Raw genomic sequence first — 23,736 nt, 5'->3', positions numbered from 1 at the left:
CCGCCGCATCCGTCGATTCCCGGGCCCCGGGCGGCTTGCCTTGCCGCCGCTTGCGGCCCACATCGCGGATTACCCGCGAACGCCCGGTGCTTCAAGCGACGGGGCCCGGCCGACGCGACGCCCGCCTGCCGCGCGCCTGCCCCGGACGCGGCGCCGGGCCCCGAGACGCGCCGGTCCGGACCCTGGTCCCGGCCCGGATCCGCCCCCAGACCGAAGGGAGACGCCCCATGCCCCGCCCTGCCCCGACCGGCCCCAGGCCCGCCGCCGCCAAACCCTCCGCCCGGCGACGGCTGCGCCTTGCCGAGCTGCCGCGCCGGTCCGAGACCGCGATCGACTGGGAACCGACGCCCGAGGAGCGGGTCGAGATGGCCCGGCGGATCGACGTGCCCTCGGTGCGCAAGCTGCGCCTTCAGGGCACGCTGCATCCGCGCGGCAAGGGCGACTGGCACCTGGCGGCGACGCTGGGCGCCACCGCGATGCAGGAATGCGTCGTCACGCTCGAGCCCGTCACCAGCCGCGTCGACGCCCCCGTCGCGCGCACCTATCTCGCCGACTGGCACGAGCCCGAGGAGGCCGAGGCCGAGATGCCCGAGGACGACAGCCTCGAGCCGCTGCCCGACACGCTCGACCTCTTCGAGCTCGCCGCCGAGGCGCTGGCCCTCGCCCTTCCCGACTATCCCCGCGCGCCGGGGACCGAGGAGGTGGAGCTGAGCGTGACCGAACCCGGCAAGACCCCGCTCAGCGACGACGACGTGAAACCCTTCGCGGGGCTCAGGGAGCTGAAGGACCGCATGGGGGAATGACGGGTCCGGGCGCCGCTGCGGCGCGGCGGCGCGGCGGCGCGACCCTGCGCGTCCTTCCCCCTCCGCCTTCCCGCCACTCCCCCGAGCGGGACGGCCGGTCGCGGGGCGTCCCGGTCCCCGCGACGGGGGGCGGCGGCCCAGCCGCCGGGATGCGGGCGCGGCCCGCCCGGCCTGCCCCCCCCCGGGGGCTTGCGCGGGCGCGCAGGATCGCTATAGGGACGCTCTCTCTCTTCCGGGGACGGGGCGACGGGCGGACCGGGGCGATGGCTCGACAGGGTCCGGGCCGGTCTGTAAGCAGCGCCCCCATCGGAACAGCGAATCCCCGCGGACGGTGCGATCCCGTCCGGACCACGCGCCCCGAGGGGGCAAGGACGAAGCCGGGGCCCGCCGATGCGCGGCCCCGCCAACCGGATAGGAGCGAGACATGGCCGTCCCGCAGAACAAGGTTTCCAAGTCCCGCCGCAACATGCGCCGGGCGCACGATTCGCTCTCGGGTTCGAACCCGAACGAATGCCCGTCCTGCGGCGAGCTGAAGCGCCCGCACCACGTCTGCCCGTCCTGCGGCCATTACGCCGACCGCGAGGTCGTGGCGGCCGCGAACGAGATCGACCTGGACGACGACGCGGCCTGATCGGCCCGGCGTCCCGGCATCCGGTGAGCGTGGCCTCCCAGACCGGCAGCACCACCTCCGGCAGGGCGGCCGCCCGGGCCGGGCGCGTGCTGTCGATCGACGCGATGGGCGGCGACAAGGGGCCCGCGGCGGTGGTCGCGGGCCTGAAGCGATTCCGGGGGGACGAACCCGACGCCCGGTTCCTGCTGCATGGCGATGAAGCCGTGCTCGCCCCGCTGGTGCGGGATGCGGGCCTGTCCGATGTCGTGACGATCCGCCACGCCGCGGATGTCGTCTCGATGGACGACAAGCCGGCGCAGGTCATGCGCTCGGGCAAGGGAACCTCGATGTGGTCCGCCATCGCCGCGCTCAAGGCGGGCGAGGCCGAGGCCTGCGTCTCCTGCGGGAATACCGGCGCGCTGATGGCGGTGTCGATGCTGCAGCTGCGCAAGGCCGAGGGCGTGACCCGCCCGGCCATCGCCGCGCTCTGGCCCTCGCGCAACCCGTCCGGGTTCAACGTGATGCTCGACATGGGCGCGGATGTGCGCGCGGACGAGCGCGACCTCGTCGTCTACGCGCTGATGGGCACCTCCTATGCCCGCAACGGGTTGGGGGTGGACCGGCCGCGCGTCGGCCTGCTGAACGTCGGCACCGAGGAGCACAAGGGCCGGGCCGAGCTGAAGGCCGCGCACGAGATGCTGACCGGCCTCGCCGCGCGCGACCAGTTCGACTTCGTCGGCTTCGTCGAGGGCTCGGACCTGCCCTCCGACCGGGTCGACGTGATCGTGACCGACGGATTCACCGGCAATATCGCGCTCAAGACCGGCGAGGGGACGGCCACCTTCATCGCCGAGACGATGCGCGCCTCGTTCCGGTCGGGCCCCCTGGCCATGGTGGCCGGACTGCTCGGGCGCGGCGCCTTCGGCGAGCTGCGCAAGCGGATCGACCCCCGCCGGGTCAATGGCGGCGTCTTCCTCGGGCTGAACGGGACGGTGATCAAGAGCCACGGCTCGTCGGACGAGACCGGCGTGCGGGCGGCGGTCGGCCTGGCCTATCGGCTGGCGCGCACCGGCTTTGCAGAGCGCGTCGCGGCGCGGGTTGCGTCCGCCGGACCGCTCGACCAATCTGCGCGGACCGACCGGGACGCGGACCAGGACGCCGGCCGGGGCGGGCCGCGGCAGGACGCGCCGGGCGCCGAGACGGACCAAGCGGGACGGACCTGAATCATGACGACGAGAGCGGTGGTGACCGGCGTGGGACATTACCTGCCGGAGCGGGTGGTGCCGAACGCCCATTTCGAGGAGAGCCTCGACACGACCGACGAATGGATCCGGTCCCGTTCGGGGATCGAGCGTCGGCATTTCGCCGCCGAGGGCGAGATGACCTCGGACCTCGCGACGCGGGCGGCCGAGGCGGCGCTGGCCGATGCGGGGCTGACGGGGGCCGATGTGGACGCGATCGTCCTCGCCACGTCGACGGCCGACAACACCTTCCCGTCCGCCGCGACGATGGTGCAGAACGCGATCGGCATGACGGGCGGCTTCGCCTTCGACGTCCAGGCGGTCTGCGCCGGCTTCGTCTATGCCCTGACCAATGCCCATGCCCTGATCCTGTCGGGCCAGGCGCGGCGGGTGCTCGTCATCGGGGCCGAGACCTTCTCGCGCCTGATGGACTGGAGCGACCGCTCGACCTGCGTGCTCTTCGGCGACGGCGCGGGCGCGCTGCTGCTCGAGGCGCAGGAGGGGGACGGGACCAACGACGATCGCGGCATCCTCGCCACCGATCTCCATTCCGACGGGCGCTACCGGGACCTGCTCTATGTCGACGGGGGCGTATCGACCGGCAGCACCGGCGTGCTGCGGATGGAGGGGCGCGAGGTGTTCCGGCACGCGGTCGAGAAGCTTGCCGCGACGGCCCATGCCGCGCTCGGCAAGGTCGGCCTGACGGGGGACGATGTCGACTGGATCGTGCCGCACCAGGCGAACCTGCGGATCATCACCGCCACGGCGCGGGCGATGAACGTGCCGATGGACCGGGTCGTCGTGACGGTGCAGGATCACGGCAACACCTCGGCGGCGTCGATCCCGCTCGCCCTGTCGGTCGGGGTGCAGCGCGGCCAGGTGAAGCGCGGCGACCTCGTCGTGACCGAGGCGATCGGCGGCGGCCTCGCCTGGGGATCGGTTGTCCTGCGCTGGTAGGCGAAAATCCGGTCATTCCGGCCCCTTGCCGCCCGGTCCTCATTGACACGAAACCGTGACCTCCCCTAGCGTTCGACCCCGGATCATCCGGGGACCAGTATGGCCGATAGCACGTTGACCCGCATGGACCTCGCCGAGGCCGTTCACGCCGAGGTGGGTCTGTCGCGGAACGAGAGCGCGGAACTGGTCGAGGCCGTCCTGCAGCACATCTCGGACGCCCTCGTGCAGGGGGAGCAGGTGAAGATCTCGTCCTTCGGCACCTTCTCGACGCGCGAGAAGTCGGCTCGGGTCGGCCGCAACCCCAAGACCGGGGAAGAGGTGCCGATCTCGCCCCGGCGGGTCCTGACCTTCCGCCCCTCGCACCTGACCAAGGAACGCGTGGCCACGGGCAACGCGGGCCGCTGAGGCGATGGCGAAATCCCCGGACGCGTTCCGCACGATCACCGAGGTCGCGGAGTGGCTCGACACGCCGGCCCACGTCCTGCGCTTCTGGGAGAGCAAGTTCACGCAGGTGCGGCCGGTCAAGCGCGCCGGCGGGCGCCGCTACTACCGCCCCGAGGACATGCGCCTTCTCGGCGGCATCAAGGCGCTTCTCCATGACGAGGGGCTGACGATCAAGGGCGTGCAGAAGCTCCTGCGCGAGAAGGGCGTGCGCCATGTCGCCGATCTTGCCCCGCCGCTCGACGACGCGCCCCCCGCCCACCCGGCGGAGGCCCCGTCCGCGCGCATCCGCGACGATGTCGAGGAGGCCGAGCTCATCGAGGTCGAACCGGAAGAGGCGCCGGACGCCACCATCCTCGCCTTTCCCGGCCCCGCCGCCGAGGGCGAGCCCGCTGCCGGGGAGGTGCCGCCCGCGACGGACGAACCGGCGCGCGCCCCTGTCGATACGATGGGAACGGCGCCCGAACCGGACGACGGCGCCCCGCGCGAGCCGGGCGACGCGCCCGACCCTGTCGACCACGACACGGGCGAGACGATCCTCGCGGACCCGCAGGAGGACGGCCCCGGCGCCCCGCTGGCCGGAGCCGGGTCCGAGGCGGTCCATGCCACGGACGAGGGGGCCGGTGCGGACCCGGCGCCTCCGATCGGGGAGGAGGAGGCAGCCCCCCTGCCCCCGGCCATGCCGGTGGAGGACTTTCCGGCGGATCCCTCGGCGCTCCCGCCCGCGGCGGGGGACGAGACCGCGCCCGGCCCGGAACCGTCCGACGCCGAGGTCGCGGCGGCCCGAACGGATGGGGACGATCCGTCCGCGATCGACCGGGCGCGGGACGAGACCGCGGAGCAGGACGACGCCGACCCACGCGGCGACGACCCCGCCAGTGCCTATTCCGCCTTTGCCGATGCCGCCGGTGCCGATCCTGCCTTTGGCGATGCCGCCAGTGCGGGGGCCGCCAGTGCCGATGCCGCGGGATCGGGCGCCATGCCCGAGGATGCCGCCGCGCAGGCCGCCGCCGCCGTTTCCCCGGCCGGGGCGCCGGCCGGGCCTGCGCCGGACGAACAGGCGCCGGACGAACAGGCGCCGGACGAACCGGCGCCGGACGAGCCGGTGGCTCTGGACGATGCCGCTCCCCATCAGGGCGTCCCCGACCCGATCCCCCCGCGGGAACGGGCGCGGCGCGCCGATCCGGTCTCGCGCCTGCCCGCCGGGCCGGGCCCGCTTCTGGGGCCGCTGCTGCGGGCCGATCCGGCCGCGCTGCGGTCGCGGGCGGACCTTCTGGGCCCGCTTCTCGACCGGCTCGACGCCGCGCTCGCCCGCGGCGCCTGATCCCTGCCGCGCTCGCCCGCGGCGCCTGATCCCTGCCGCGCTCGCCTGCGGCGTCCGATCCCTGCCGCGTTCGTTCGCCCCAACCCTTGATCCCTGCGGCGCCTCAAGCCTGCCGCCGGGTGCGGCGGAAAACCCTGTTCCAGCCCCTTGCGCCCCCCGGCCCTTTGCGGCAGAAGGCCGCCAAGTCGGGCTATAGCGCAGCCTGGTAGCGCGTCCGTCTGGGGGACGGAAGGTCGCAGGTTCAAGTCCTGCTAGCCCGACCATTTCACACCATCGCCGACTTGCCCGCCGCCCCGTGCAAGGGACGGGCGCCGATCCCGGGTCGCCCGGCGCCGGCGTTTGCCCTCGTCCCGCCGCGCCGCTACATCGCGGGACCAAGGAGGATCGCCCATGGCCACCACGCCCCCCGTCTGCGACTTCGGCTGGATCGCCCCCGATTTCACCCTGCCCGGCACCGACGGCCGGGACTGGAGCCTGCAGGACATCCGCGGCCCGAACGGGACGCTGGTCATGTTCATCTGCAACCACTGCCCCTACGTCCTTGCGGTGATCGACCGGATCGTGCGCGACGCGCGCGCGCTGCAGACCCTGGGGATCGGAGTCGCGGCGATCTGTTCCAACGACGCGCGGACCCATCCCGACGACGATTTCGAGCACATGAAGGTCAGGGCCGCCGAATGGGGCCTGCCCTTCCCCTATCTGCGGGACGAGGACCAGTCCGTCGCCCGCGCCTGGGTCGCCGCCTGCACGCCCGACTTCTTCGGCTTCGACGCGGATCTCGGCCTGCAATATCGCGGCCGGCTGGACGAGAGCCGCAACGCGCCCGCCGCCCCCGGCGCCCGGCGCGAGCTCTTCGAGGCGATGCGGCAGGTCGCCGAGACCGGCGAGGGACCGCGCGCGCAGGTACCGTCCATGGGCTGCTCGATCAAGTGGAAGGCGGCATGACCGGCAAGGCGGTGATCGGCTTCGACCTCGACGGGACGCTGATCGACAGCGCGCCGTCGATCGCCGCGAGCGTCAACGCGGTGCTGATGGAACACGGCGCCGACCCGCTGGAGGAGGACCGCATCGCCGGCATGGTCGGCTCCGGCGCGGCCGTCCTGATCGAGCGGGTGCGCGCCGCCCGCGAGATCGGGGCGCAGCACCAGGCGGATCTGCTCGACCGCTACCTCGCCATCGACGGGGCCAAGACCGACCAGCCGCTCTATGACGGGGCGCGCGCCGCGCTGGAGGTCCTGGCAGAGGAGGCCGCACTGGTCCTGTGCACTAACAAGGTGCAGCGGCACGCCGCGGCGATCCTCGAGGCGGCCGGCCTCGCCCCGCTCTTCGCCAACGTGATCGGGGGCGACAGCCTGCCCGCCCGCAAACCCGACCCGGCGCCGCTTCTGGCCGCGTTCGACGGGCTCGGCGACGGGCCGCGGCTCTTCGTCGGCGACAGCGGCATCGACGCCGAGACCGCGCGGGCCGCGGGCGTGCCGTTCCTGTTCTATTCGAGCGGTTACGGCCAGGCGCCCGAGGCCGCCCTGCCCCATGCCGCGTCCTTCGCCGCGTTCGACGATCTCCCCGCACTGGTGCGGGACACGCTCTCCGAAAGGCCCCCCGCATGACCGACACCCCCGAGGATCTCGCCGCCGCCCTGTCCCTTGCCGAGCAGGTCGCCCTGATGTCGGGCGAGGATTTCTGGTCCCTGCCCGCCCTGCCGGACCACGGGATCGGCAAGCTGCGCGTCACCGACGGGCCGAACGGTGCCCGTGGCTCCGGCAGCCTGGTCGGCGGTGTGAGATCGGCCGCCTTCCCGGTCGGCATCTGCCTCGGCGCGAGCTGGAATCCCGACCTCGTGGCCGAGATCGGCGCGGCGCTGGCGGACGAGGTCAGGGACAAGGGCGCGCATGTCCTGCTCGCCCCGACGATCAACCTGCAGCGCGGCCCGCTGAACGGGCGCAACTTCGAGTGCTATTCCGAGGATCCCTGGCTGACCTCGCGGCTCGCCGTCGCCTACGTGCAGGGTCTGCAATCGCAGGGCATCGCCGCGACGCCGAAGCATTTCGTCGGCAACGAGAGCGAGATCCGCCGCACCGTCGCCTCGTCCAACGTCGACGAGCGCACGCTGCGCGAGCTCTACCTCGTGCCCTTCGAGGCCGCCGTGAGGGAAGGCGGCGCCTGGGCGATCATGACCTCGTACAACAAGCTCAACGGCACCTACACGGCCGAGACGGGCTGGCTGCTGACCGACGTGCTGCGCGACGAATGGGGCTTCGACGGGGTGGTGATGTCGGACTGGTACGGCAGCCGCACGACCGCGCCGACGGTCGAGGCCGGGCTCGACCTCGAGATGCCGGGCCCGTCTCGCGACCGGGGCGAGACGCTGGTCGCGGCGGTCGAGAGCGGCGAGGTCGAGGCGAGCAAGGTCGCCGCCGCCGCGACCAACGTGCTGCGGCTGGCGCAGCGGACCGGCGCGCTGCGCGAGACCCGTCCCTTCGAGGAGAAGGCGGTGGAACGCGACGCCACCCGCGCCCTGATCCGCCGCGCCGGGGCCGAGGGGATGGTCCTGCTCAAGAACGACGGCGTGCTGCCGCTTGCGGGCGTCTCGCCCGTCGCGATGGTCGGCCCCAATGCCGAGACCGCGCGCGCCATGGGCGGCGGCTCGGCGCAGCTCAACGCCCACCGCCTCGTCTCGCCCGCCGAGGGGATGCGCGCCGCGCTGTCGGGCAACGCGATCATCGCCGCGAAGGGGGTGGACAATCACCGGTTCGAGCCGTCGCTCACCGGCGAGTTCGAGGCGGACTGGTTCGACAATGCCGACCTGTCGGGCGAGCCGGTCCATCGCGGGACGATCGAGGAGACGAACCAGTTCGTCATGCCCGAGATGACGGGCGGGGCGGTGACGGGGGCCCCCTTCTCGGTCCGGGTGCGCGGCACCTACACGGCCGAACGGGGCGGCACGCACCGGATCGGCTTCCACGTCGCGGGACGCGGGCGCGTCCTGCTCGCCGGGGAGACGGCGATCGACCTCTGGGAGGATGCCGACTGGAGCCGGGGCCGCACCTTCTTCGAGGAAGGCTCGGACCCCGTGACGGTCGAACGCGAGCTGGCCGCCGGCGAGACGGTCGAATGGACGGTCGAGTTCCGCTCCGCGCAGACCCACGATCTCGGCGTCTGGGGCTGGTATCTCGGCATCGGCCGTCCGGCGGACGCGCAATCGCTGGAGGAGGCGCTGACGGCGGCGGCCGAGGCCGAGGTGGCGGTGGTCTGCGTCGGGCGCTCGGCCGAGTGGGATACCGAGGGCTGGGACCTGCCGGGGATGAGGCTGCCCGGCGATCAGGACGAGCTGGTCCGCCGGGTGGCGAAGGTGGCGAAGAGGACGATCGTCCTGCTCCAGACCGGCGGTCCCGTCGAGATGCCCTGGGCGGGAGAGGTCGATGCGATCCTGCAGGCCTGGTATCCCGGGCAGGAGGCGGGCCACGCCATCGCCGACGTGCTGACCGGCGCGGTCGAGCCCACGGGCCGCCTGCCGCAGAGCTTCCCCGCCCGACTGGAGGACAGCCCGACCATGACGGGCGGAGAGCGGACCTATCCCGGCACCGACCTGCAGGTCCATTACGACGAGGGGCTGCATATCGGCTACCGTCACCATGCCCGGGCCGGGATTCCCGCGCTGTTCCCGTTCGGCCACGGCCTCGGCTACGGACGGGTGGAATACGGCGCGCCCGAACTGGCCGATGCGGGGTTCGAGGGCGAGGGAAAGGTGCGCGTCCGCGTGCCGCTGTCCAACCCGTCGGATCGCGACACGACCGAGGTGGTGCAGCTCTACGTCGCGCCGGAGGGCGCGCCTGTCGACCGCCCGGCGATGGAGCTGAAGGCCTTTGCCAAGCTGCGCGTTCCCGCCGGGGGCGAGGCCCTGGCCGAGCTGGAGCTCGGGCCGCGCGCCTTCGCCTATTACGACGTCGACCGCGGCGACTGGGTCGTGGCGCCCGGACGCTATACCTTGCGGATCGGACGCAGCGCCGAGGGGATCGAGCACGAGCTGGGCGTCACCCGCGCGGGCGAGCTGCGCCTGCCGCGCTGACCGGACGGGGGTCCGGGGCGCCTTGCCCCGGACCCGGGCCCGCCCGGGCGGCGTTGGGCCGGGGACCAGAGAAAAGGACGTCCCATGCCTGTCAGACCCATCGGCCCCGCCGGCATCCCCAATCTCGGCCTCGGCACCTTCGGCCTGCGCGGCGACGAAGGCGCCCGCATCGTCGCCGAGGCGCTGCGGACCGGCTACACCCATATCGATACCGCCCGGATGTACGAGAACGAGGGGGCGGTGGGCCGGGGCATGCGCGACAGCGGCGTGGCGCGCGACCGGATCTTCCTCACCACCAAGATCCCGCAGCAGGACCACGGCGCCGAGGCCTTCCGCCGCGCGACCGAGGATTCGCTCCGGACGCTCGGCACCGATCACGTGGACCTGCTGCTGCTGCACTGGCCGTCCCGCGACGTGCCGCTCTCCGAGACGCTGCCGGTGCTCGACGCGCTGATCGACGAGGGCAAGGTCCGCTTCGGCGGCATCTCGAACCACCCGATCGCGCTGGTGGACGAGGCGCGGGGCATCCTCTCGCATCCGATCGCCGCCAACCAGATCGAGATGCACCCGTTCCTCGACCAGACGAAGCTGCTGTCGCACCTCGAATCCGTCCAGATCCCGTTCGAGGCCTACTCCCCCCTCGCCCAGGGCAGGGTGAAGGACGATCCCGTCCTGACCGCGATCGCCGAGGCCCACGGGACCCAGGCCGGAACCGTCGCGCTGGCCTGGATCCTGTCCAAGCCCGGCGGCATCGCGATCCCCAAGACGGCGACGCCCGAGCGGCTGGCGCAGAACCTCGCGGCCGCGGACCTGACTTTGACGGCGGACGAGCTGGCGCGGATCGACGGGCTGGCCCGGCCGGACGGCCGGCTGATCGACCCCGCCGACGGCCCCGACTGGGACTGAGGGCTGCGGGGGCTCCGGCCCCCGCGGCCCCGGCCGTCCCGCGAAACCACCCCTTCCGAGACGGGGTGCCTTGACGGTACGCCGCCCGGTGACAGTTTGCCCCGAGACACCACCTGTCGGATGACATCCGGATGCGCCTGATCCCCTGCCTGCCCGTCCTGCTCGCCGCCTCCCTCGCGGGACCGGCGGTGGCGGAGACGGGGACGCAGGCGGGGTTCCTCTGGGCCGCGGGCCCGATCGCCGAGGCGCAGCGGGCCCATTTCCTCTCGATCATCGGGTGGATGAGCGTGGTCATCGTCCCGCTCTTCGTCGCCCTGCCCGTCGTCCTGTGGCGCTACCGGGCGGGCGGGCCCGGCGCCTTCCGGCCGGACTGGGGCAACTCGCCGCTGGGCGAGGCCGTGCTCTGGGGGGTGCCGGCCCTGCTCGTCGCGGTGCTGGGCTGGAACCTCTGGACCGAGACGCTCCGGATGGATCCCTACGCCCCGCTCGGCCCCGATCCGCTGGTGATCGACGTCGTCACCTGGAACTGGGGCTTTGTCTTCGTGCACGGCGCCGCCGGTGTCGCGGAGGTCGACCGGCTGACGATCCCGGCCGGCCGGCCGGTGACGCTGCGCATGACGTCGGACAGCGTGATGCAGAGCGTCTTCATCCCCCGCCTGGCAGGCCAGCTCTACGCGATGCCCGGCATGGTGACCGAGCTCAACCTCGCCGCGGACGGACCCGGAACCTTCACCGGGCGCAACAGCCAGTACAACGGCCCGGGATTCGCGACACAGAGCTTCGACGTGATCGCCCTGCCCGCCGGGGAATACGACGCGCGCATCGCGCAGCTTGCGGCCATGGAAGGCACTCTCGACGCGGCCGGCTTCGACGCGCTCAAGGGGGATGACGCGGCACGCCCCCAGGGGTTCGGCGCGGTGTCCGATGGGTTCCTGGCCGAGATCGTCGGCCGCTACGCCGATCCCCGGATGGCGGGGATGGTGCATTGACCCCTTTCGGCCTGCTGGACTGGTCGGATCTCGTCTTCGCCGGCTTCCTGCGCGACCCTTCCGTGAACGAGGCGGTCGCCTCCGCCGCCGGGGCCTTCGCCGTGCTGGGGGCCGTGGCGGCGCTGGTCGTCCTGACCGTGAAGGGGTGGTGGCGCCCGCTCTGGTCGGGCTGGTTGACCAGCCTCGATCACAAGAGGATCGGGATCATGTACGTGGTGCTCGGCCTCGTCATGTTCGCCCGCGCCATCGCCGAGGCGAGCGTGATGCGGGCGCAGCAGATGGCCGCCCTCGGAGAGCCGGGATTCCTGAGCGCCGAGCATTTCGGCCAGCTCTTCACCACCCACGGCACGATCATGATCTTCTTCGTCGCGATGCCGCTGCTGACGGGGATCATCAATTTCGTCATGCCGCTGCAGATCGGCGCCCGCGACGTGACCTTCCCGCTCGTCAACGCGGTCTCGCTGGCGCTGACGGCGGCGGGCGCGGCGCTGCTGATGGTGTCCCTCGTGGTCGGCCGGTTCTCCACCGGCGGCTGGTCGGGCTACCCGCCCTTCACCGGGGCCGCCTTCTCGCCCGGCGAGGGCGTGGATTACTGGATCTGGGCGGTGACCCTGTCCTCGCTCGGCTCGACGCTGACGGGGATGAACTTCGCCGTGACGATCTACAAGGAGCGCTGCCCGGGGATGCATCTGTTCCGGATGCCGCTCTTCACCTGGACGGCGCTCTGCACCTCGATCCTGATGATCTTCGCCATGGCGCCCCTGACGGTCGCGACGCTGATGCTCGCGCTCGACCGCTATGCGGGCTTCCACTTCTTCACCGCCGGGTCGGGCGGCGACATGATGAACTACGCCAACCTCTTCTGGCTGTTCGGGCATCCGGAGGTCTACATCCTGATCCTGCCGGCCTTCGGGGTCTGGTCCGAGGTGTTCTCGACCTTCTCGGGCAAGACGCTCTACGGCTACACCTCCCTCGTGATCGCGACGATGTGCATCGCGGTGCTGAGCTTCACCGTCTGGCTGCACCACTTCTTCACCATGGGACAGGCGGCCAGCATCAACGCGGTCTTCGGCGTGGCGACGATGCTGATCGGCGTGCCGACGGGGGTGAAGGTCTATGACTGGCTGCTGACGATGGTGCGCGGGCGGATCCGGTTCCGCGTGCCGCTGATCCTCGGCTGCTACTTCCTCGCCACCTTCGTCATCGGCGGGCTGACGGGCGTGCTGCTGGCCAATCCGACGGTGGATTACGGCACCCACAACTCGCTGTTCCTCGTCGCGCATTTCCACAACATGCTGATCCCCGGCCTGCTCTTCGGGATGTTCGCGGCGATCCATTTCTGGTTTCCCAAGGCCTTCGGGTTCCGCCTGCACGAAGGGCTCGGCGTGCTCTCGGCCTTTCTCTGGATGGGCGGGTTCCTCTGTGCCTTCATGCCGCTCTACGCGCTGGGGCTGATGGGGGGGATGCGCCGGATGGCGCAGTTGCCGGAGGGACCGTTCGGCCCCCTCCTCGCCGTCGCGCTGCTGGGCGCGCTGATGATCGCGGCGGGCTTCGCCGTCTTCGTCCTGCAGCTCTGGTGGTCGGTCCGGCACCGCGACCGGCTGGCCGTGCCGCATGGCGATCCCTGGGACGGCCGGACGCTGGAATGGGCCCTGCCCGCCCCCCCGCCCGAATGGAACTTCGCCGTGCTGCCCGAGGTCGATCGCCGCGATCCCTTCGACGCGGCGAAGCTGGCCGGCATCGCCTACGCCCTGCCGGACCGCTACGAGGATATCGAGATGCCCGCCAACAGCGCGGTCGCCCCGGCGCTCGGCGCCGCCGCCTTCGCCGTCGCCTTCGGTCTCGTCTGGCATATCTGGTGGCTGGTCGCCTTCGGCCTCGCCGCGGCGCTGGCCGCGATCGTCGCCCGCAGTTTCGTGACGGAGACGACGCGCACGATCCCCGCAGCCCATGTCCGCCAGGTGACCGAAGGCTGGCGCAGCATCGCCCGCGTCGCCACCCCCTGCCCCCGGCGCGCCGAGGCGACGGGCGCGAACCGCGGTCGCGCGAGGCCGCAGCAATGAGCGACGTCACCGCCACCCGGCATCCGGGGCTCAACCTCAACCACACCGACCGCGAGACCCACGATCGCGCCGAATCCGTCATGTTCGGCTTCTGGGTCTTCATGATGAGCGATCTCGTCCTCTTCGCCGTCCTGTTCGCCACCTATGCGGCGCAGAGCGTGCACGGCATCGCCGGCGGGCCGGCCCCGGCCGAGATCTTCGAGCTGAAGAGCACGCTGTGGCAGACGCTGGTCCTGCTGACCTCGTCCTTCACCATGGGCCTCGCCGCGCTGGCGTTGAAATACCGCGACGACCGGCGCCGGCTCGTCCTGTGGCTGCTGGTGACGGCGGCGCTGGGCGGGACGTTCCTCTACCTGGAGGGTGCGGACTGGCTGCGGATGGCGCGGGATCATGGCGCGGTGCCGCAGGTCTCGGGCTTCCTGTCGATCTTCTACGCGCTGACCGGCACCCATTTCCTGCACGTTTCGGCGGCGATGGTGTGGATCGGCGTGATGCTGGTGCAGATCGGCCGGTTCGGCCTGAAACCGGAGGTGAAGCTGCGGGTGATGCGGCTGGCGATCCTGTGGCACCTGCTCGACGTGGTCTGGATCGGGATCTTCACCTTCGTCTTCCTGTTCGGAGTCGTGCAATGACCAAGGGCATCCCGGTCTCCGAGGACGAGGGCCTGCGGGCGGAGCTGCGGTCCTACGCCATCGGCGGCATCCTCTCGCTCGCCCTGACCGGCGCGGCGTTCTGGCTGGTGGCCTCGCGCGCCCTGTCGCTGCGGACCACGCTGCTCGTCCTCGGCGGGCTCGCGATCGTGCAGATCGCGGCGCAGCTCCGCTTCTTCCTGCATATCGACCTGCGCAAGTCGCATCGCGACGACCTGCAGCTGATCCTGTTCACCGCCCTCATCATCGGCCTGATGATCGGCGGAACGATCTGGATCCTCTTCAACCAGCACGCCCGGATGTGACGTGCGTTCCCCAGCCCCCGAGGTGACGCCATGACCAAGACCGACGACCTGCCCAAGGATCACGGCCCCTCGGGCGGCTGGGGATCGCTGAAGGGCATCAGCCGCATTTTCGGCGAGAGCGTGCCCAGCCCCGCCGTGCTCGACACGCTCCGGCGCCAGAACAAGCCCGGCGGCTTCATGTGCTCGTCCTGCGCCTGGCCCAAGCCCGCGAACTACCACCCGTTCGAATTCTGCGAGAACGGCGCCAAGATGACGCTGTGGGAGAGCACGTCCGCCCGCTGCACGCCGAATGACCTGGGCAAGCACAGCCTGGAGGAGCTGCGCGGCTGGTCCGACCACGAACTCGAGAAGACCGGCCGGCTGACGGCGCCCATGCGCTTCGACCACGGGACCGGCCGCTATGTCGAGACCGGCTGGGACGAGGCCATCGCCGGCATCGCCGAGGTGCTGGCGACCCTGCCGAAGGAGGAGGTCGTCTTCTACTCCTCCGGCCATGCGGGACTCGAGGCCTCGTATCTCTGGGCGCTGGTCGCCCGGCTCTACGGCAACAACAACCTGCCCCAATCGTCGAACATGTGCCACGAGACGACGAGCGTGGGGCTGACGCAGGTCATCGGCTCGCCCGTCGGGACGGTGGTGTGGGAGGATCTGGAGGAGACGGACTGCTTCTTCTTCTTCGGACAGAACCCGGGCACCAATTCCCCCCGCTTCCTGCATCCGCTGAAATACGCCAAGCAGCGCGGCGCCCGGATCGTGACCTTCAACCCGGTCCGCGAGCAGGGCCTGGTCTCCTTCGTCGATCCGCAGGACCCGGTGGAGATGGCGACGGGGCGCGAGACGATCATCTCGGACCAGTACCACCAGCTGAAGGCGGGATCGGACATCGCGGCGATCCTCGGCCTGTGCAAGGCCGTGATCGAGGCCGACGATGCCGGGCGGGACGTGATCGACCACGCCTTCCTCGCCGAGCATTGCAACGGGTTCGACGGCTTCATGGATTTCGCGCGCGAAACGACCTGGGCGGCGATCTGCGCCGAGACGGGGCTGAGCGAGGTGGCGCTGCGCGACGCGGCCGAGATCTACATGACGTCCGAGAAGGTGATCGGCGTCTACGGGATGGGCCTGACGCAGCACGCGCACGGATCCTGGAACATCGGCATGCTGACGAACCTGCTGCTGCTGCGCGGCAACATCGGCAAGACGGGCGCCGGCATGTGCCCGGTGCGCGGCCATTCCAACGTGCAGGGCCAGCGCACCGTCGGCATCGCCGAGAAGACGAAGCTGGTGCCGATGGACCGCCTGCGCGACCTCTTCGGCTTCGAGCCGCCGGAAAAGGACGGGATGCACGTCGTCGACGCCGCTGAGGCGATGACCGAGGGGCGGCTCTCGGCCATGCTCTGCCTCGGCGGCAATCTCGTCCGCGCCCTGCCCGAGCGCGACCGGATCGAGGCGGCCTGGGAGAAACTGCCGCTGACGGTGATGATCTCGACCAAGCTCAACCGCTCGCACCTGTTTCCGGGGCGGAACGCCTGGATCCTGCCCTGCCTCGCCCGGTCGGAGGAGGACATGCAGGAGAGCGGCAACCAGTGGATCACGATCGAGGACAGCTTCTCCTGCATCCACGGCAGCCAGGGGCGCCGCACGCCCGCCTCCAGGCAGCTCCGGTCCGAGCTGGAGATCACCGCCCTGCTCGGCAAGGCGATCGCGGGACTCACGGACAGGCTGCGCTGGGACGAGTGGATCGCCGATTACGGCCGGGTCCGCGACCTGATCGAGGCGACCTATCCCGAGGATTTCCGCGACTTCAACGCGCGGATGAACGAGCCCGGCGGCTTCTGGCGCGGCAACCCGGCCCATGACCGGGTCTGGAAGACCGAGAGCGGCAAGGCCGAGTTCACAATCCCGGACAAGCTCAACGCGATGGATTTCGACGACGAGCCCGGGCGGTACCGGCTGCTGACCATGCGCTCGAACGACCAGTTCAACACCACGATCTACGGCTATTCCGACCGGTTCCGGGGGATCGAGGGCACGCGTGACGTCCTCCTGATGAACGCCGCCGACATGGAGGAGGCGGGGCTGTCCCACGGGGACCGCGTCGCGCTCGTCGCCGATGGCGGGATCGCGGCCCGGCTCGGCGGGCTGGAGGTGGTGACGTTCGAGCTGCCGCGCGGCACCGTCGGGTCCTACTATCCCGAATGCAACGTGCTGGTGCCGATCGGGCATCACGACAGGCTCTCGAAGACGCCGGCCTCGAAGAGTGTCGCCGTGCGGATCGAGCGGGAGGTCTAGGGTTCCGGGCGGGGCAAGGGGGGCGCTGCCCCCCTCGGCCTGCGGCCTCACCCCCCGGAGTATTTCGGGCAAGATAAGGGGGCGGGACGGATCGCCCTCCCGGGGCCGGCAGGCCGGCGGCGGCCGGGCCCTTGCGGGGACCGGGCGAACGGCTGGCCTGGAGCCGGGCGGGGCGGATGCGGCAGGCGGCGCGGGCGTCGGTGCGCGGGCGGGGCGCCGGCCGGGGCGTCGGCATCATCCGAAGTCGCGCGGCCAAGTCTTCGTGGACCAACCTTCGCGGCCCAGTCTCCTCAGCCCTCTCTTCGCGATCTTGTCTTCGCGGTCGTGGCGCGCGACGACAGGAGAATGATCGGAGGTACCATGCTGCGTTCCCTGACCCTGTCGCTGTGCCTTGCCGCGCTGCCCGCCTCGGCGGAGATCACGGTCTTCGCCGCCGCCTCGCTCGGCGGGGTGCTGGACGAGGTGGCGGCGGAGTACACCGCCGGGACCGGCGAGGCGGTCGCGATCTCCTATGCCGGATCCTCGCTCCTCGCCCGGCAGATCGAGGCGGGGGCGCCGGCCGACGTCTTCGTCTCGGCCAATCCCGACTGGATGGACGTGCTGGAGGAGGCCGGACTGGTGGCGGCGCGGACGGAGCTGCTCGGCAACGCGCTGGTGCTGGTCGGGCCGGCGGGCGCCCCGGCGCTGGAGATCGCGGACCTGCCGGCGGAACTGGGGGACGGGCGGCTGGCCGTGGCGCTGACCGAGGCGGTGCCGGCGGGCATCTACGGGCGCGCGGCGCTGACCTCGCTGGGTCTGTGGGACGCGCTGTCGGGGCGCCTCGCCGAGACCGACAACGTGCGCGCGGCCCTCGCGCTCGTGGCGACGGGAGCCGCGCCCTACGGGATCGTCTACGCCACCGACGCGGCGCTGGAGCCGCGGGTGGCGATCCTCGACCGGTTCCCGCCGGAGAGCCACGCGCCGATCACCTATCCGGCGGCGGCGCTGACCCAGGCGGGCGCTCCCTTCCTGGCCTGGCTTCGGGGCGAGGCGGCGGGGGCGCGCTTCGCCGCGGCGGGCTTCACCCTGCTGCCGGGGGAGTGATGCGGCGGATGGGCCGATGACCTTTCTCGGCCCCGAGGAATGGGCGGCCGTGGCGCTGTCGCTGCGGGTGGCGGCGGTCGCGACGCTGGCCAGCCTGCCGCTCGGGCTGCTGGTGGCCCATGCCCTCGCCCGGTGGCGCTTTCCGGGGCGCGCGGCGCTGAACGCGCTGGTCCACCTGCCGCTGATCCTGCCGCCCGTCGTGACCGGCTACCTGCTGCTGCTGGCCTTCGGGCCCCGCGCGCCGCTCGGGGCGGGGCTGGAGGCGCTGGGCCTGCCGCTCGCCTTTCGCTGGACGGGGGCGGCGCTGGCGTCGGCGATCATGGCCTTTCCGCTGATGGTGCGGGCGATGCGGCTGTCGATCGAGGCGGTCGATCCGGGGCTGGAGGCGGCGGCGGCGACGCTGGGGGCCTCTCGTGCCCGCGTCTTCCTGACGGTCACGCTGCCGCTGGCGCTGCCGGGCGTGCTGGCCGGCGCTGTCCTCGCCTTCGCCAAGGCGATGGGCGAGTTCGGGGCGACGATCACCTTCGTCTCGAACATCCCGGGTGAGACGCGGACCATCCCCTCGGCGATCTGGGCCTTCCTGCAGAGCCCGGGCGGGGACGGCGCGGCGCTGCGGCTGGTGGCGGTGTCGATCGGCGTCGCGGTGGCCGCGCTGGCCCTGTCGGAATGGCTCGCGCAGCGCCTGGCCCGGCGGGGATCGGCGTGAGCGGGGCCGCGATCGAGGTCGCGCTGCGCCTGAGGCGGGGCGACTTCCTGCTCGACGCGGCCTTCGCGGCGCCGCCGGGGCTGACCGTGCTCTTCGGCCGGTCGGGCTCGGGCAAGACGAGCGTCGTGCAGGCGGTTGCGGGCCTCCTCCGGGCGGAGGGGCGCGTCGCGGTGGGCGGCGAGGACTGGCAGGGCGGGGGCGCCTGGCGGCCCCCGCACCGGCGCGGCGTCGGCTACGTCTTCCAGGATGCGCGGCTCTTTCCGCATATGAGCGTCCGGCGGAACCTCTTCTACGGCGCGCGCGACGGGCGGCCCGGCGGGGCCGGCCGGGTGATCGAGATGCTGGGGATCGGGCATCTCATGGACCGGCGCCCCGCGGGCCTGTCGGGGGGCGAGCGCAGCCGCGTCGCGCTGGGCCGGGCGCTGCTGTCGTCGCCGCGGGTGATCCTCGCCGACGAGCCGCTGGCCGCCCTGGACGAGGCGCGCAAGGCCGAGATCCTGCCCTTCTTCGAACGGATCCGCGACGAGGGCGAGGTGCCGATCCTCTACGTCTCGCACAACCCCGCGGAGGTGGCGCGCCTCGCCACGACCATCGTGGCGATGGAGGACGGGCGGGTCACGCGCGTGGGCCCGGCGGAGGAGGTGCTGGCCGACCCGGCGGTGACCCCGCTCGGCGTGCGGGCGGCGGGCGCCTTCGTCACCGCGCGGCTCGCGGCGCACGAGGCGGACGGGCTGAGCCGGCTGGAGGCGGGGGGCTGCCCGCTCTGGCTGCCGCGCGTCGCCGGGGATCCCGGCGCCATGCTGCGGGTGCGGATCGACGCGCAGGACGTGATGATCGCGCTGACGCGGCCCGAGGGGATCTCGGCGCTGAACGTGCTGCCCGCCGCGGTGGAGAGCGTGCGCGCGGGCGACGGGCCGGGCGCGCTGGTGCGCCTCGCCACACCGGCGGGGCCGATCCTCGCCCGGATCACCCGCCGCTCGCTCGACGCGCTGGGACTGGCGCCGGGGCGCGAGGTCTTCGCCGTGCTGAAGGCGGTCTCGGTCGCGCGCGAGGCGGTCTCGGGCTTCTAGCGCGCGATCCGCCCGCCCTGCAGCGGCCGGGGGGCCCCGGTCGTGCCGGGAAAGCTGATCGGCAGGCCGCGCAGGGTGCGCGCGGCGAGGAAGGCGAAGCATTCCGCCTCGACGAAATCGCCGCGCCAGCCGACCTCCTCGGCCGGCACGGGCTCGACCCCCGCCCGGATCCGCAGCGCGTCCATCAGCGCCGGATTGCGGCGGCCGCCACCGCAGACGATCAGGCGGACCGGCCGCTCCCGCAGCAGGTCCAGCCCCCGACCGACGGCGGCAGCGGTGAAGGCGGTCAGCGTCGCGGCCCCGTCCTCGTCCGAGAGGCCGTCCGCGAGGGCGGGGCCGAAGTCGAACCGGTCGAGCGATTTGGGATAGGGCCGCGCGAGGTAGGGATGACCCAGCGCGGCCGCCAGCCTATCCTCGTCCACCCGGCCCGCACGGGCGAGCGCGCCGCCGCGGTCCATCTCGCCCCGGCCGCGCGCGCGGACGAAATCGTTGATCGGCGCGTTCGCGGGGCCGGTATCGAAGGCGGCGAGCGTCCCGTCCGGGGCGCGATACGTCACGTTGGCGACCCCGCCGAGATTGAGCACCGCCGTCCCGTCCGGCGCGTCCAGCCTGTCCAGGAGCGCCGCGTGGTAGACCGGGGCCAGCGGCGCCCCCTGCCCGCCCGCCGCGACATCGGCGCTGCGGAAGTCGTAGGCGACCGGCACGCCCAGACGGGCCGCCATCGCCGCCCCGTCGCCGAGCTGGCGGGTGCGGCCCGGCACGCCCGGCGCGGCGGTGCGATGCAGCACGCTCTGCCCGTGGAAGCCGACGAGGTCGATGCCGGGGGGATGCGCGTCCGCCACGAGGGATGCGACCGCCTCGGCCTGCGCCTCGGTCAGCCGGGCCTCGGCTTCGGCGAAGATCGCGGGCTCGGGCCCCTCGAAGGCCCAGTCGCGGGCGGCGGCGAGCGTGTCCTGCAGCAGCTCGAGCAGGCCCGGCGGATAGGGGGCGAGGCGCGCGGGCCCGAATTCCGTCACGCGCTCCCCGTCGGTCCGCAGGAGCGCGACGTCGATATTGCCGTCCAGCACCGTGCCGGTCATCAGGCCGGCCACCCAGATCGGATCCATCCGCTCTCTCCCCTCAGGCGTCGTTGAGGGCGTCGCCGACGGCGCGCCGCAGCTCCACGATGCCGCTCTCGGCATGGCGGGTGGGATGCACGCGGTTGGTCAGCAGCGTCCAGGCATGGCCGTGCGCGAAATCGACCCAGAGGCCGGTCCCGGTGAAGCCGGTATGGCCGATTGCGCCCTCGCCGGCCGCGTCGCCGCCGGACCATCCGTCATGGCGCAGCTCCCATCCATGGGTCCGCGTGACGGGCGCCGCCCGGCCGGATGTCAGGCGGTCGGCCTGCGTCTCGTGCCCCGCCACGGGGGTCCGGACGGGATGGTCGGCGGGCCGGTCCAGCACGCGCGCGGCGAAATCCAGCAGCGCGCCGGCCGTACCGAAGAGGCCCGCATGCCCCGCCCCCCGCAGGGCGAAGGCGTTCTCGTCATGGACTTCGCCGCGCAGGACGCGGCCGCGCCAGGCGCAGGCTTCGGTCGCCGCGCAGGCGCCCGGATCGGGGGAGAAGGTGAACCCGGGGGGCGGCGTCATCTCGCGCAGGGGGCGACCGTGATGCCGCTCGAGCGCGATGCCGAGCAGGATGAAGTTGAGGTCGGAATAGACCGCCGGCCCCCGCCTCCAGTCCCGTTGCAGCACGAAGGCGCGCAGCGTGGCGGGGTCGGAGCCGTAGGTGTAGACCGGGTGGACGTTCGGAAAGGCGGTGCGGTGCGCAAGGCAGTCGCGGAAGGTCACGTCCCGCTGCCAGCCGCCGCCGTGATACTGGCACAGGTCCGGGATCAGCGTGGTCAGCGGATCGTCGAGCGCGATCGCCCCCTCCTCGACGAGGGCGAGGATCGCCTCCGCCGTGAAGACCGGCTTGGTGAGCGAGGCGAGGTCGAAGACGGTGTCGTCGCGCATCGGCGCGGGGTCGGGGATCGTCGCGGCCCGACCGGCATGGACGATCTGCCGGGTGCCGTCGGCCGCGATCACGCCGAGCACGGCGCCGGGGATCCGGCCGGCCACGACCGCGCGCTCGACGAGGGCGAAGGCCCGGTCGATCCTGGGGGGGCCGGAAGGGGGGGCGTCGGTCATCTGGGTCTCGATCCTGGCGGAATGGGGCGGGTCGCTGGCGGTATCGACAGAAGCCGGGCGGTCACGATGCGACCGGGTGCAGGTAGCAGGCCACCTGCCCCGCCCGGCCGGTATCCGCCGGCCGGCCGAGCGGCGGCACGGCGCCGCGGCAGACCTCCATCGCCCGCGGGCAGCGCGTGTGGAAGGCGCAGCCGGCGGGCGGATGCGCGGGATCCGGCACCTCGCCCTCCAGCCGGATGCGATCCGCCTGCCGCGCGCCGACCTGCGGGATCGCCGAGATCAGTGCCTGCGTGTAGGGATGCAGCGGACGCTCCATCACCTCCTGCGCAGGCCCGATCTCGACCACGCGGCCCAGATACATGACCGCGATCCGGTCGCTGACATGGCGGATGACGCTGAGGTCGTGGCTGATGAACAGGATGGCGAGGCCGAGCCGCGCCCGCAGGTCCGAGATCAGGTTCAGGATCTGGGACTGGATCGACACGTCGAGGGCGCTCACCGCCTCGTCCATCACGATCATCTTTGGATCGAGGGCGAGGGCCCGGGCGATGGCGATCCGCTGGCGCTGCCCGCCCGAGAATTCGTGCGGGTAGCGCGACGGCGCCGTTTCGGGCAGGCCGACCAGCGCGCACAGCTCGGCCACGCGGGCGCGCCGGCTGGCGCGGGTCCCGATGCCCTGCACGATCAGCGGCTCGGCGATGACATGGCCGACCGAATGGCGCGGGTTGAGCGCGCCGAAGGGATCCTGGAACACGACCTGCAGGTCGCGCCGCACGGCCCGCATCTCGCGCGGGGACGCAGCGGCGAGGTCGCGGCCGCCGAACAGGATCCGCCCCGAACTCGGCTCGATCAGGCGCAGCAGCGTGCGCCCCAGCGTGGACTTGCCGCAGCCGCTCTCGCCCACCAGCCCCAGCACCTCGCCCTCGGCGATGTCGAGGCTGACCTCAGTCACCGCCTTCACGCTGCCGCCCTCGCGGGTGGGAAAGGTCTTGGACAGCCGGTCGAGCGAAAGGAGGGTCATGCGGGGTTCCAGCAGCGGGCCTTGTGGGCGTCGCCGTCCAGCGGGGGCATCTCGGTCCGGCAGCGCTCGATCACGTGGCGGCAGCGCGGCGCGAAGGCGCAGCCGGGCGGGCGCTGGCCCGGCGGCGGGACGAGGCCGGGGATCGCGGGCAGTTTCGCCCCCGGCGCATTGGCGGCGGGGATCGTGGCGAGCAGCGCCTCGGTATAGCGGTGCCGCGGCGCGGCGAAGAGCGTCTCGGCGGCCGCCTCCTCGACGATGCGGCCGCCATACATGACCGCGACCCGGTCGCAATATTGCGAGACCACGCCGAGATCGTGGGTGATCAGCAGCACCGCCATCCCGGTCTCACGCCGCAGCCCGTCGAGAAGGTCGAGGATCTGCGCCTGCACGGTGACGTCGAGCGCCGTCGTCGGCTCGTCCGCGACGAGCAGGCGCGGCCCGCAGGCGAGCGCGATGGCGATCATCGCGCGCTGGCGCTGGCCGCCCGACATCTCGTGCGGGTAGCGGTCGAGCGCGGCCTGCGGCGCCGGGATGCCGACCCGGGCCAGCAGCGCCCCGGCCTCGTCCCGCGCGGCGCGGGCCGAGAGGCGGCGATGCAGGCGCAGCGATTCCGCCATCTGCGCGCCGATGGTGAAGACCGGGTTGAGCGAGGTCATCGGCTCCTGGAAGATCATCGCGATCTCGTCGCCGCGGATCGCCTCCATCCGCTTCTCGGGCAGGGTCCGCAGGTCGGTCCCGTCATAGATCAGCCGCCCGCCGGTGACGCCGATCTGCGGCTCGGCCAGCAGGCGCAGGACCGACAGCGCCGTCACCGACTTCCCGCAGCCCGATTCGCCGACGAGGCCGACCATCTCGCCCGGCGCGATCGAGAGGTTCACCTCCTCTACCACGGCCTTGCCGCCGGCAGAGATCTGCAGGTCCTCGATGGACAGGAGCGGGTCGGACAAAGGGGGGCCTCGGGACAGGGCAGCGGTCTCGCTGGACAGGTCATTGGTAATGCCATAGCGTGACCACTGTCCAGCGTTGGTCCGGTATTGGTA

General features: G+C 72.5%; 22 protein-coding genes and 1 tRNA gene. 19 read left to right on the top strand and 4 right to left on the bottom strand.

The window, feature by feature from the left end; all coding sequences use genetic code 11:
- Window positions 1–227 precede the first annotated feature (227 nt).
- From BUE30_RS00860 to modC, 19 genes are all read left to right on the top strand, one after another.
- Complete coding sequence (locus tag BUE30_RS00860; RefSeq protein ID WP_073325755.1) at window positions 228–803, top strand: YceD family protein; 576 nt, start codon at window positions 228–230, stop codon at window positions 801–803.
- Between the two features lie 424 nt (window positions 804–1,227).
- Window positions 1,228–1,434, top strand: a complete 207-nt coding sequence (rpmF, locus tag BUE30_RS00855; protein ID WP_073325753.1) for a 50S ribosomal protein L32 — start codon at window positions 1,228–1,230, stop codon at window positions 1,432–1,434.
- A 29-nt stretch (window positions 1,435–1,463) separates the two neighbouring features.
- The gene (plsX, locus tag BUE30_RS00850) at window positions 1,464–2,636 is read left to right on the top strand and encodes a phosphate acyltransferase PlsX (RefSeq protein ID WP_280157156.1); all 1,173 of its coding nucleotides are present in this window, start codon (window positions 1,464–1,466) and stop codon (window positions 2,634–2,636) included.
- A gap of 3 nt (window positions 2,637–2,639) precedes the next feature.
- Window positions 2,640–3,611: a beta-ketoacyl-ACP synthase III gene (locus BUE30_RS00845; protein ID WP_073325751.1), complete on the top strand. Its 972-nt coding sequence runs from the start codon at window positions 2,640–2,642 to the stop codon at window positions 3,609–3,611.
- Window positions 3,612–3,710: 99 nt separating this feature from the next.
- Window positions 3,711–4,016: an integration host factor subunit alpha gene (gene ihfA, locus BUE30_RS00840; protein WP_073325749.1), complete on the top strand. Its 306-nt coding sequence runs from the start codon at window positions 3,711–3,713 to the stop codon at window positions 4,014–4,016.
- A 4-nt stretch (window positions 4,017–4,020) separates the two neighbouring features.
- Window positions 4,021–5,376 (top strand): MerR family transcriptional regulator, encoded by a 1,356-nt coding sequence (locus BUE30_RS18230; protein ID WP_212590696.1) that lies wholly within the window; start codon window positions 4,021–4,023, stop codon window positions 5,374–5,376.
- A gap of 186 nt (window positions 5,377–5,562) precedes the next feature.
- Window positions 5,563–5,639, top strand: a tRNA-Pro gene (locus tag BUE30_RS00830).
- 127 nt (window positions 5,640–5,766) lie between these two features.
- The gene (locus BUE30_RS00825) at window positions 5,767–6,321 is read left to right on the top strand and encodes a thioredoxin family protein (protein ID WP_073325747.1); all 555 of its coding nucleotides are present in this window, start codon (window positions 5,767–5,769) and stop codon (window positions 6,319–6,321) included.
- Window positions 6,318–6,983: an HAD-IA family hydrolase gene (locus BUE30_RS00820; RefSeq protein WP_073325746.1), complete on the top strand. Its 666-nt coding sequence runs from the start codon at window positions 6,318–6,320 to the stop codon at window positions 6,981–6,983. Before BUE30_RS00825 ends, BUE30_RS00820 begins: the two co-directional genes overlap by 4 nt.
- Window positions 6,980–9,442, top strand: coding sequence for a beta-glucosidase (locus BUE30_RS00815; protein WP_073325744.1), 2,463 nt, complete (start codon window positions 6,980–6,982; stop codon window positions 9,440–9,442). The genes BUE30_RS00820 and BUE30_RS00815 overlap by 4 nt, the downstream gene beginning before the upstream one ends.
- 84 nt (window positions 9,443–9,526) lie before the next feature.
- Entirely contained in the window at window positions 9,527–10,348 is an 822-nt protein-coding gene (locus BUE30_RS00810) for an aldo/keto reductase (RefSeq protein ID WP_073325742.1), read from the top strand.
- 131 nt (window positions 10,349–10,479) lie between these two features.
- The gene (locus BUE30_RS00805) at window positions 10,480–11,337 is read left to right on the top strand and encodes a cytochrome c oxidase subunit II (protein WP_073325740.1); all 858 of its coding nucleotides are present in this window, start codon (window positions 10,480–10,482) and stop codon (window positions 11,335–11,337) included.
- Complete coding sequence (locus BUE30_RS00800; RefSeq protein WP_073325738.1) at window positions 11,334–13,400, top strand: cbb3-type cytochrome c oxidase subunit I; 2,067 nt, start codon at window positions 11,334–11,336, stop codon at window positions 13,398–13,400. The genes BUE30_RS00805 and BUE30_RS00800 overlap by 4 nt, the downstream gene beginning before the upstream one ends.
- The gene (locus tag BUE30_RS00795) at window positions 13,397–14,032 is read left to right on the top strand and encodes a cytochrome c oxidase subunit 3 (RefSeq protein WP_073325736.1); all 636 of its coding nucleotides are present in this window, start codon (window positions 13,397–13,399) and stop codon (window positions 14,030–14,032) included. The genes BUE30_RS00800 and BUE30_RS00795 overlap by 4 nt, the downstream gene beginning before the upstream one ends.
- Entirely contained in the window at window positions 14,029–14,355 is a 327-nt protein-coding gene (cyoD, locus tag BUE30_RS00790) for a cytochrome o ubiquinol oxidase subunit IV (RefSeq protein ID WP_073325734.1), read from the top strand. Before BUE30_RS00795 ends, cyoD begins: the two co-directional genes overlap by 4 nt.
- Before the next feature lie 30 nt (window positions 14,356–14,385).
- Window positions 14,386–16,647 carry an FdhF/YdeP family oxidoreductase gene (locus tag BUE30_RS00785; RefSeq protein WP_073325733.1) on the top strand — a complete coding sequence of 754 codons (2,262 nt, stop codon included), beginning with the start codon at window positions 14,386–14,388 and terminating at the stop codon, window positions 16,645–16,647.
- Window positions 16,648–17,007: 360 nt separating this feature from the next.
- Window positions 17,008–17,730, top strand: a complete 723-nt coding sequence (modA, locus tag BUE30_RS00780) for a molybdate ABC transporter substrate-binding protein (RefSeq protein ID WP_073325731.1) — start codon at window positions 17,008–17,010, stop codon at window positions 17,728–17,730.
- 16 nt (window positions 17,731–17,746) lie between these two features.
- Window positions 17,747–18,436: a molybdate ABC transporter permease subunit gene (modB, locus tag BUE30_RS00775; protein WP_073325729.1), complete on the top strand. Its 690-nt coding sequence runs from the start codon at window positions 17,747–17,749 to the stop codon at window positions 18,434–18,436.
- Window positions 18,433–19,506, top strand: coding sequence for a molybdenum ABC transporter ATP-binding protein (modC, locus tag BUE30_RS00770; protein WP_244526241.1), 1,074 nt, complete (start codon window positions 18,433–18,435; stop codon window positions 19,504–19,506). Before modB ends, modC begins: the two co-directional genes overlap by 4 nt.
- On the opposite strand, the gene BUE30_RS00765 is transcribed toward modC, so the two are convergent.
- The 4 genes from BUE30_RS00765 to BUE30_RS00750 form a co-directional block, all read right to left on the bottom strand.
- Entirely contained in the window at window positions 19,503–20,612 is a 1,110-nt protein-coding gene (locus BUE30_RS00765) for an anhydro-N-acetylmuramic acid kinase (RefSeq protein ID WP_073325725.1), read from the bottom strand. The two genes, modC and BUE30_RS00765, sit on opposite strands and share 4 nt — an antisense overlap.
- 13 nt (window positions 20,613–20,625) lie before the next feature.
- Window positions 20,626–21,675 (bottom strand): serine hydrolase domain-containing protein, encoded by a 1,050-nt coding sequence (locus tag BUE30_RS00760; protein WP_073325724.1) that lies wholly within the window; start codon window positions 21,673–21,675, stop codon window positions 20,626–20,628.
- Window positions 21,676–21,736: 61 nt separating this feature from the next.
- On the bottom strand, window positions 21,737–22,696 hold the full coding sequence (locus BUE30_RS00755; protein WP_073325722.1) for an ABC transporter ATP-binding protein: 960 nt from the start codon (window positions 22,694–22,696) through the stop codon (window positions 21,737–21,739).
- Window positions 22,693–23,643, bottom strand: a complete 951-nt coding sequence (locus BUE30_RS00750) for an ABC transporter ATP-binding protein (RefSeq protein WP_073325720.1) — start codon at window positions 23,641–23,643, stop codon at window positions 22,693–22,695. Before BUE30_RS00750 ends, BUE30_RS00755 begins: the two co-directional genes overlap by 4 nt.
- Window positions 23,644–23,736: the final 93 nt, after the last annotated feature.

The organism is Wenxinia saemankumensis (assembly GCF_900141735.1).
Classification (GTDB): domain Bacteria; phylum Pseudomonadota; class Alphaproteobacteria; order Rhodobacterales; family Rhodobacteraceae; genus Wenxinia; species Wenxinia saemankumensis.
Note: the sequence above shows the minus strand (reverse complement) of the source record. Positions and strands in the feature narration are given on the sequence as shown.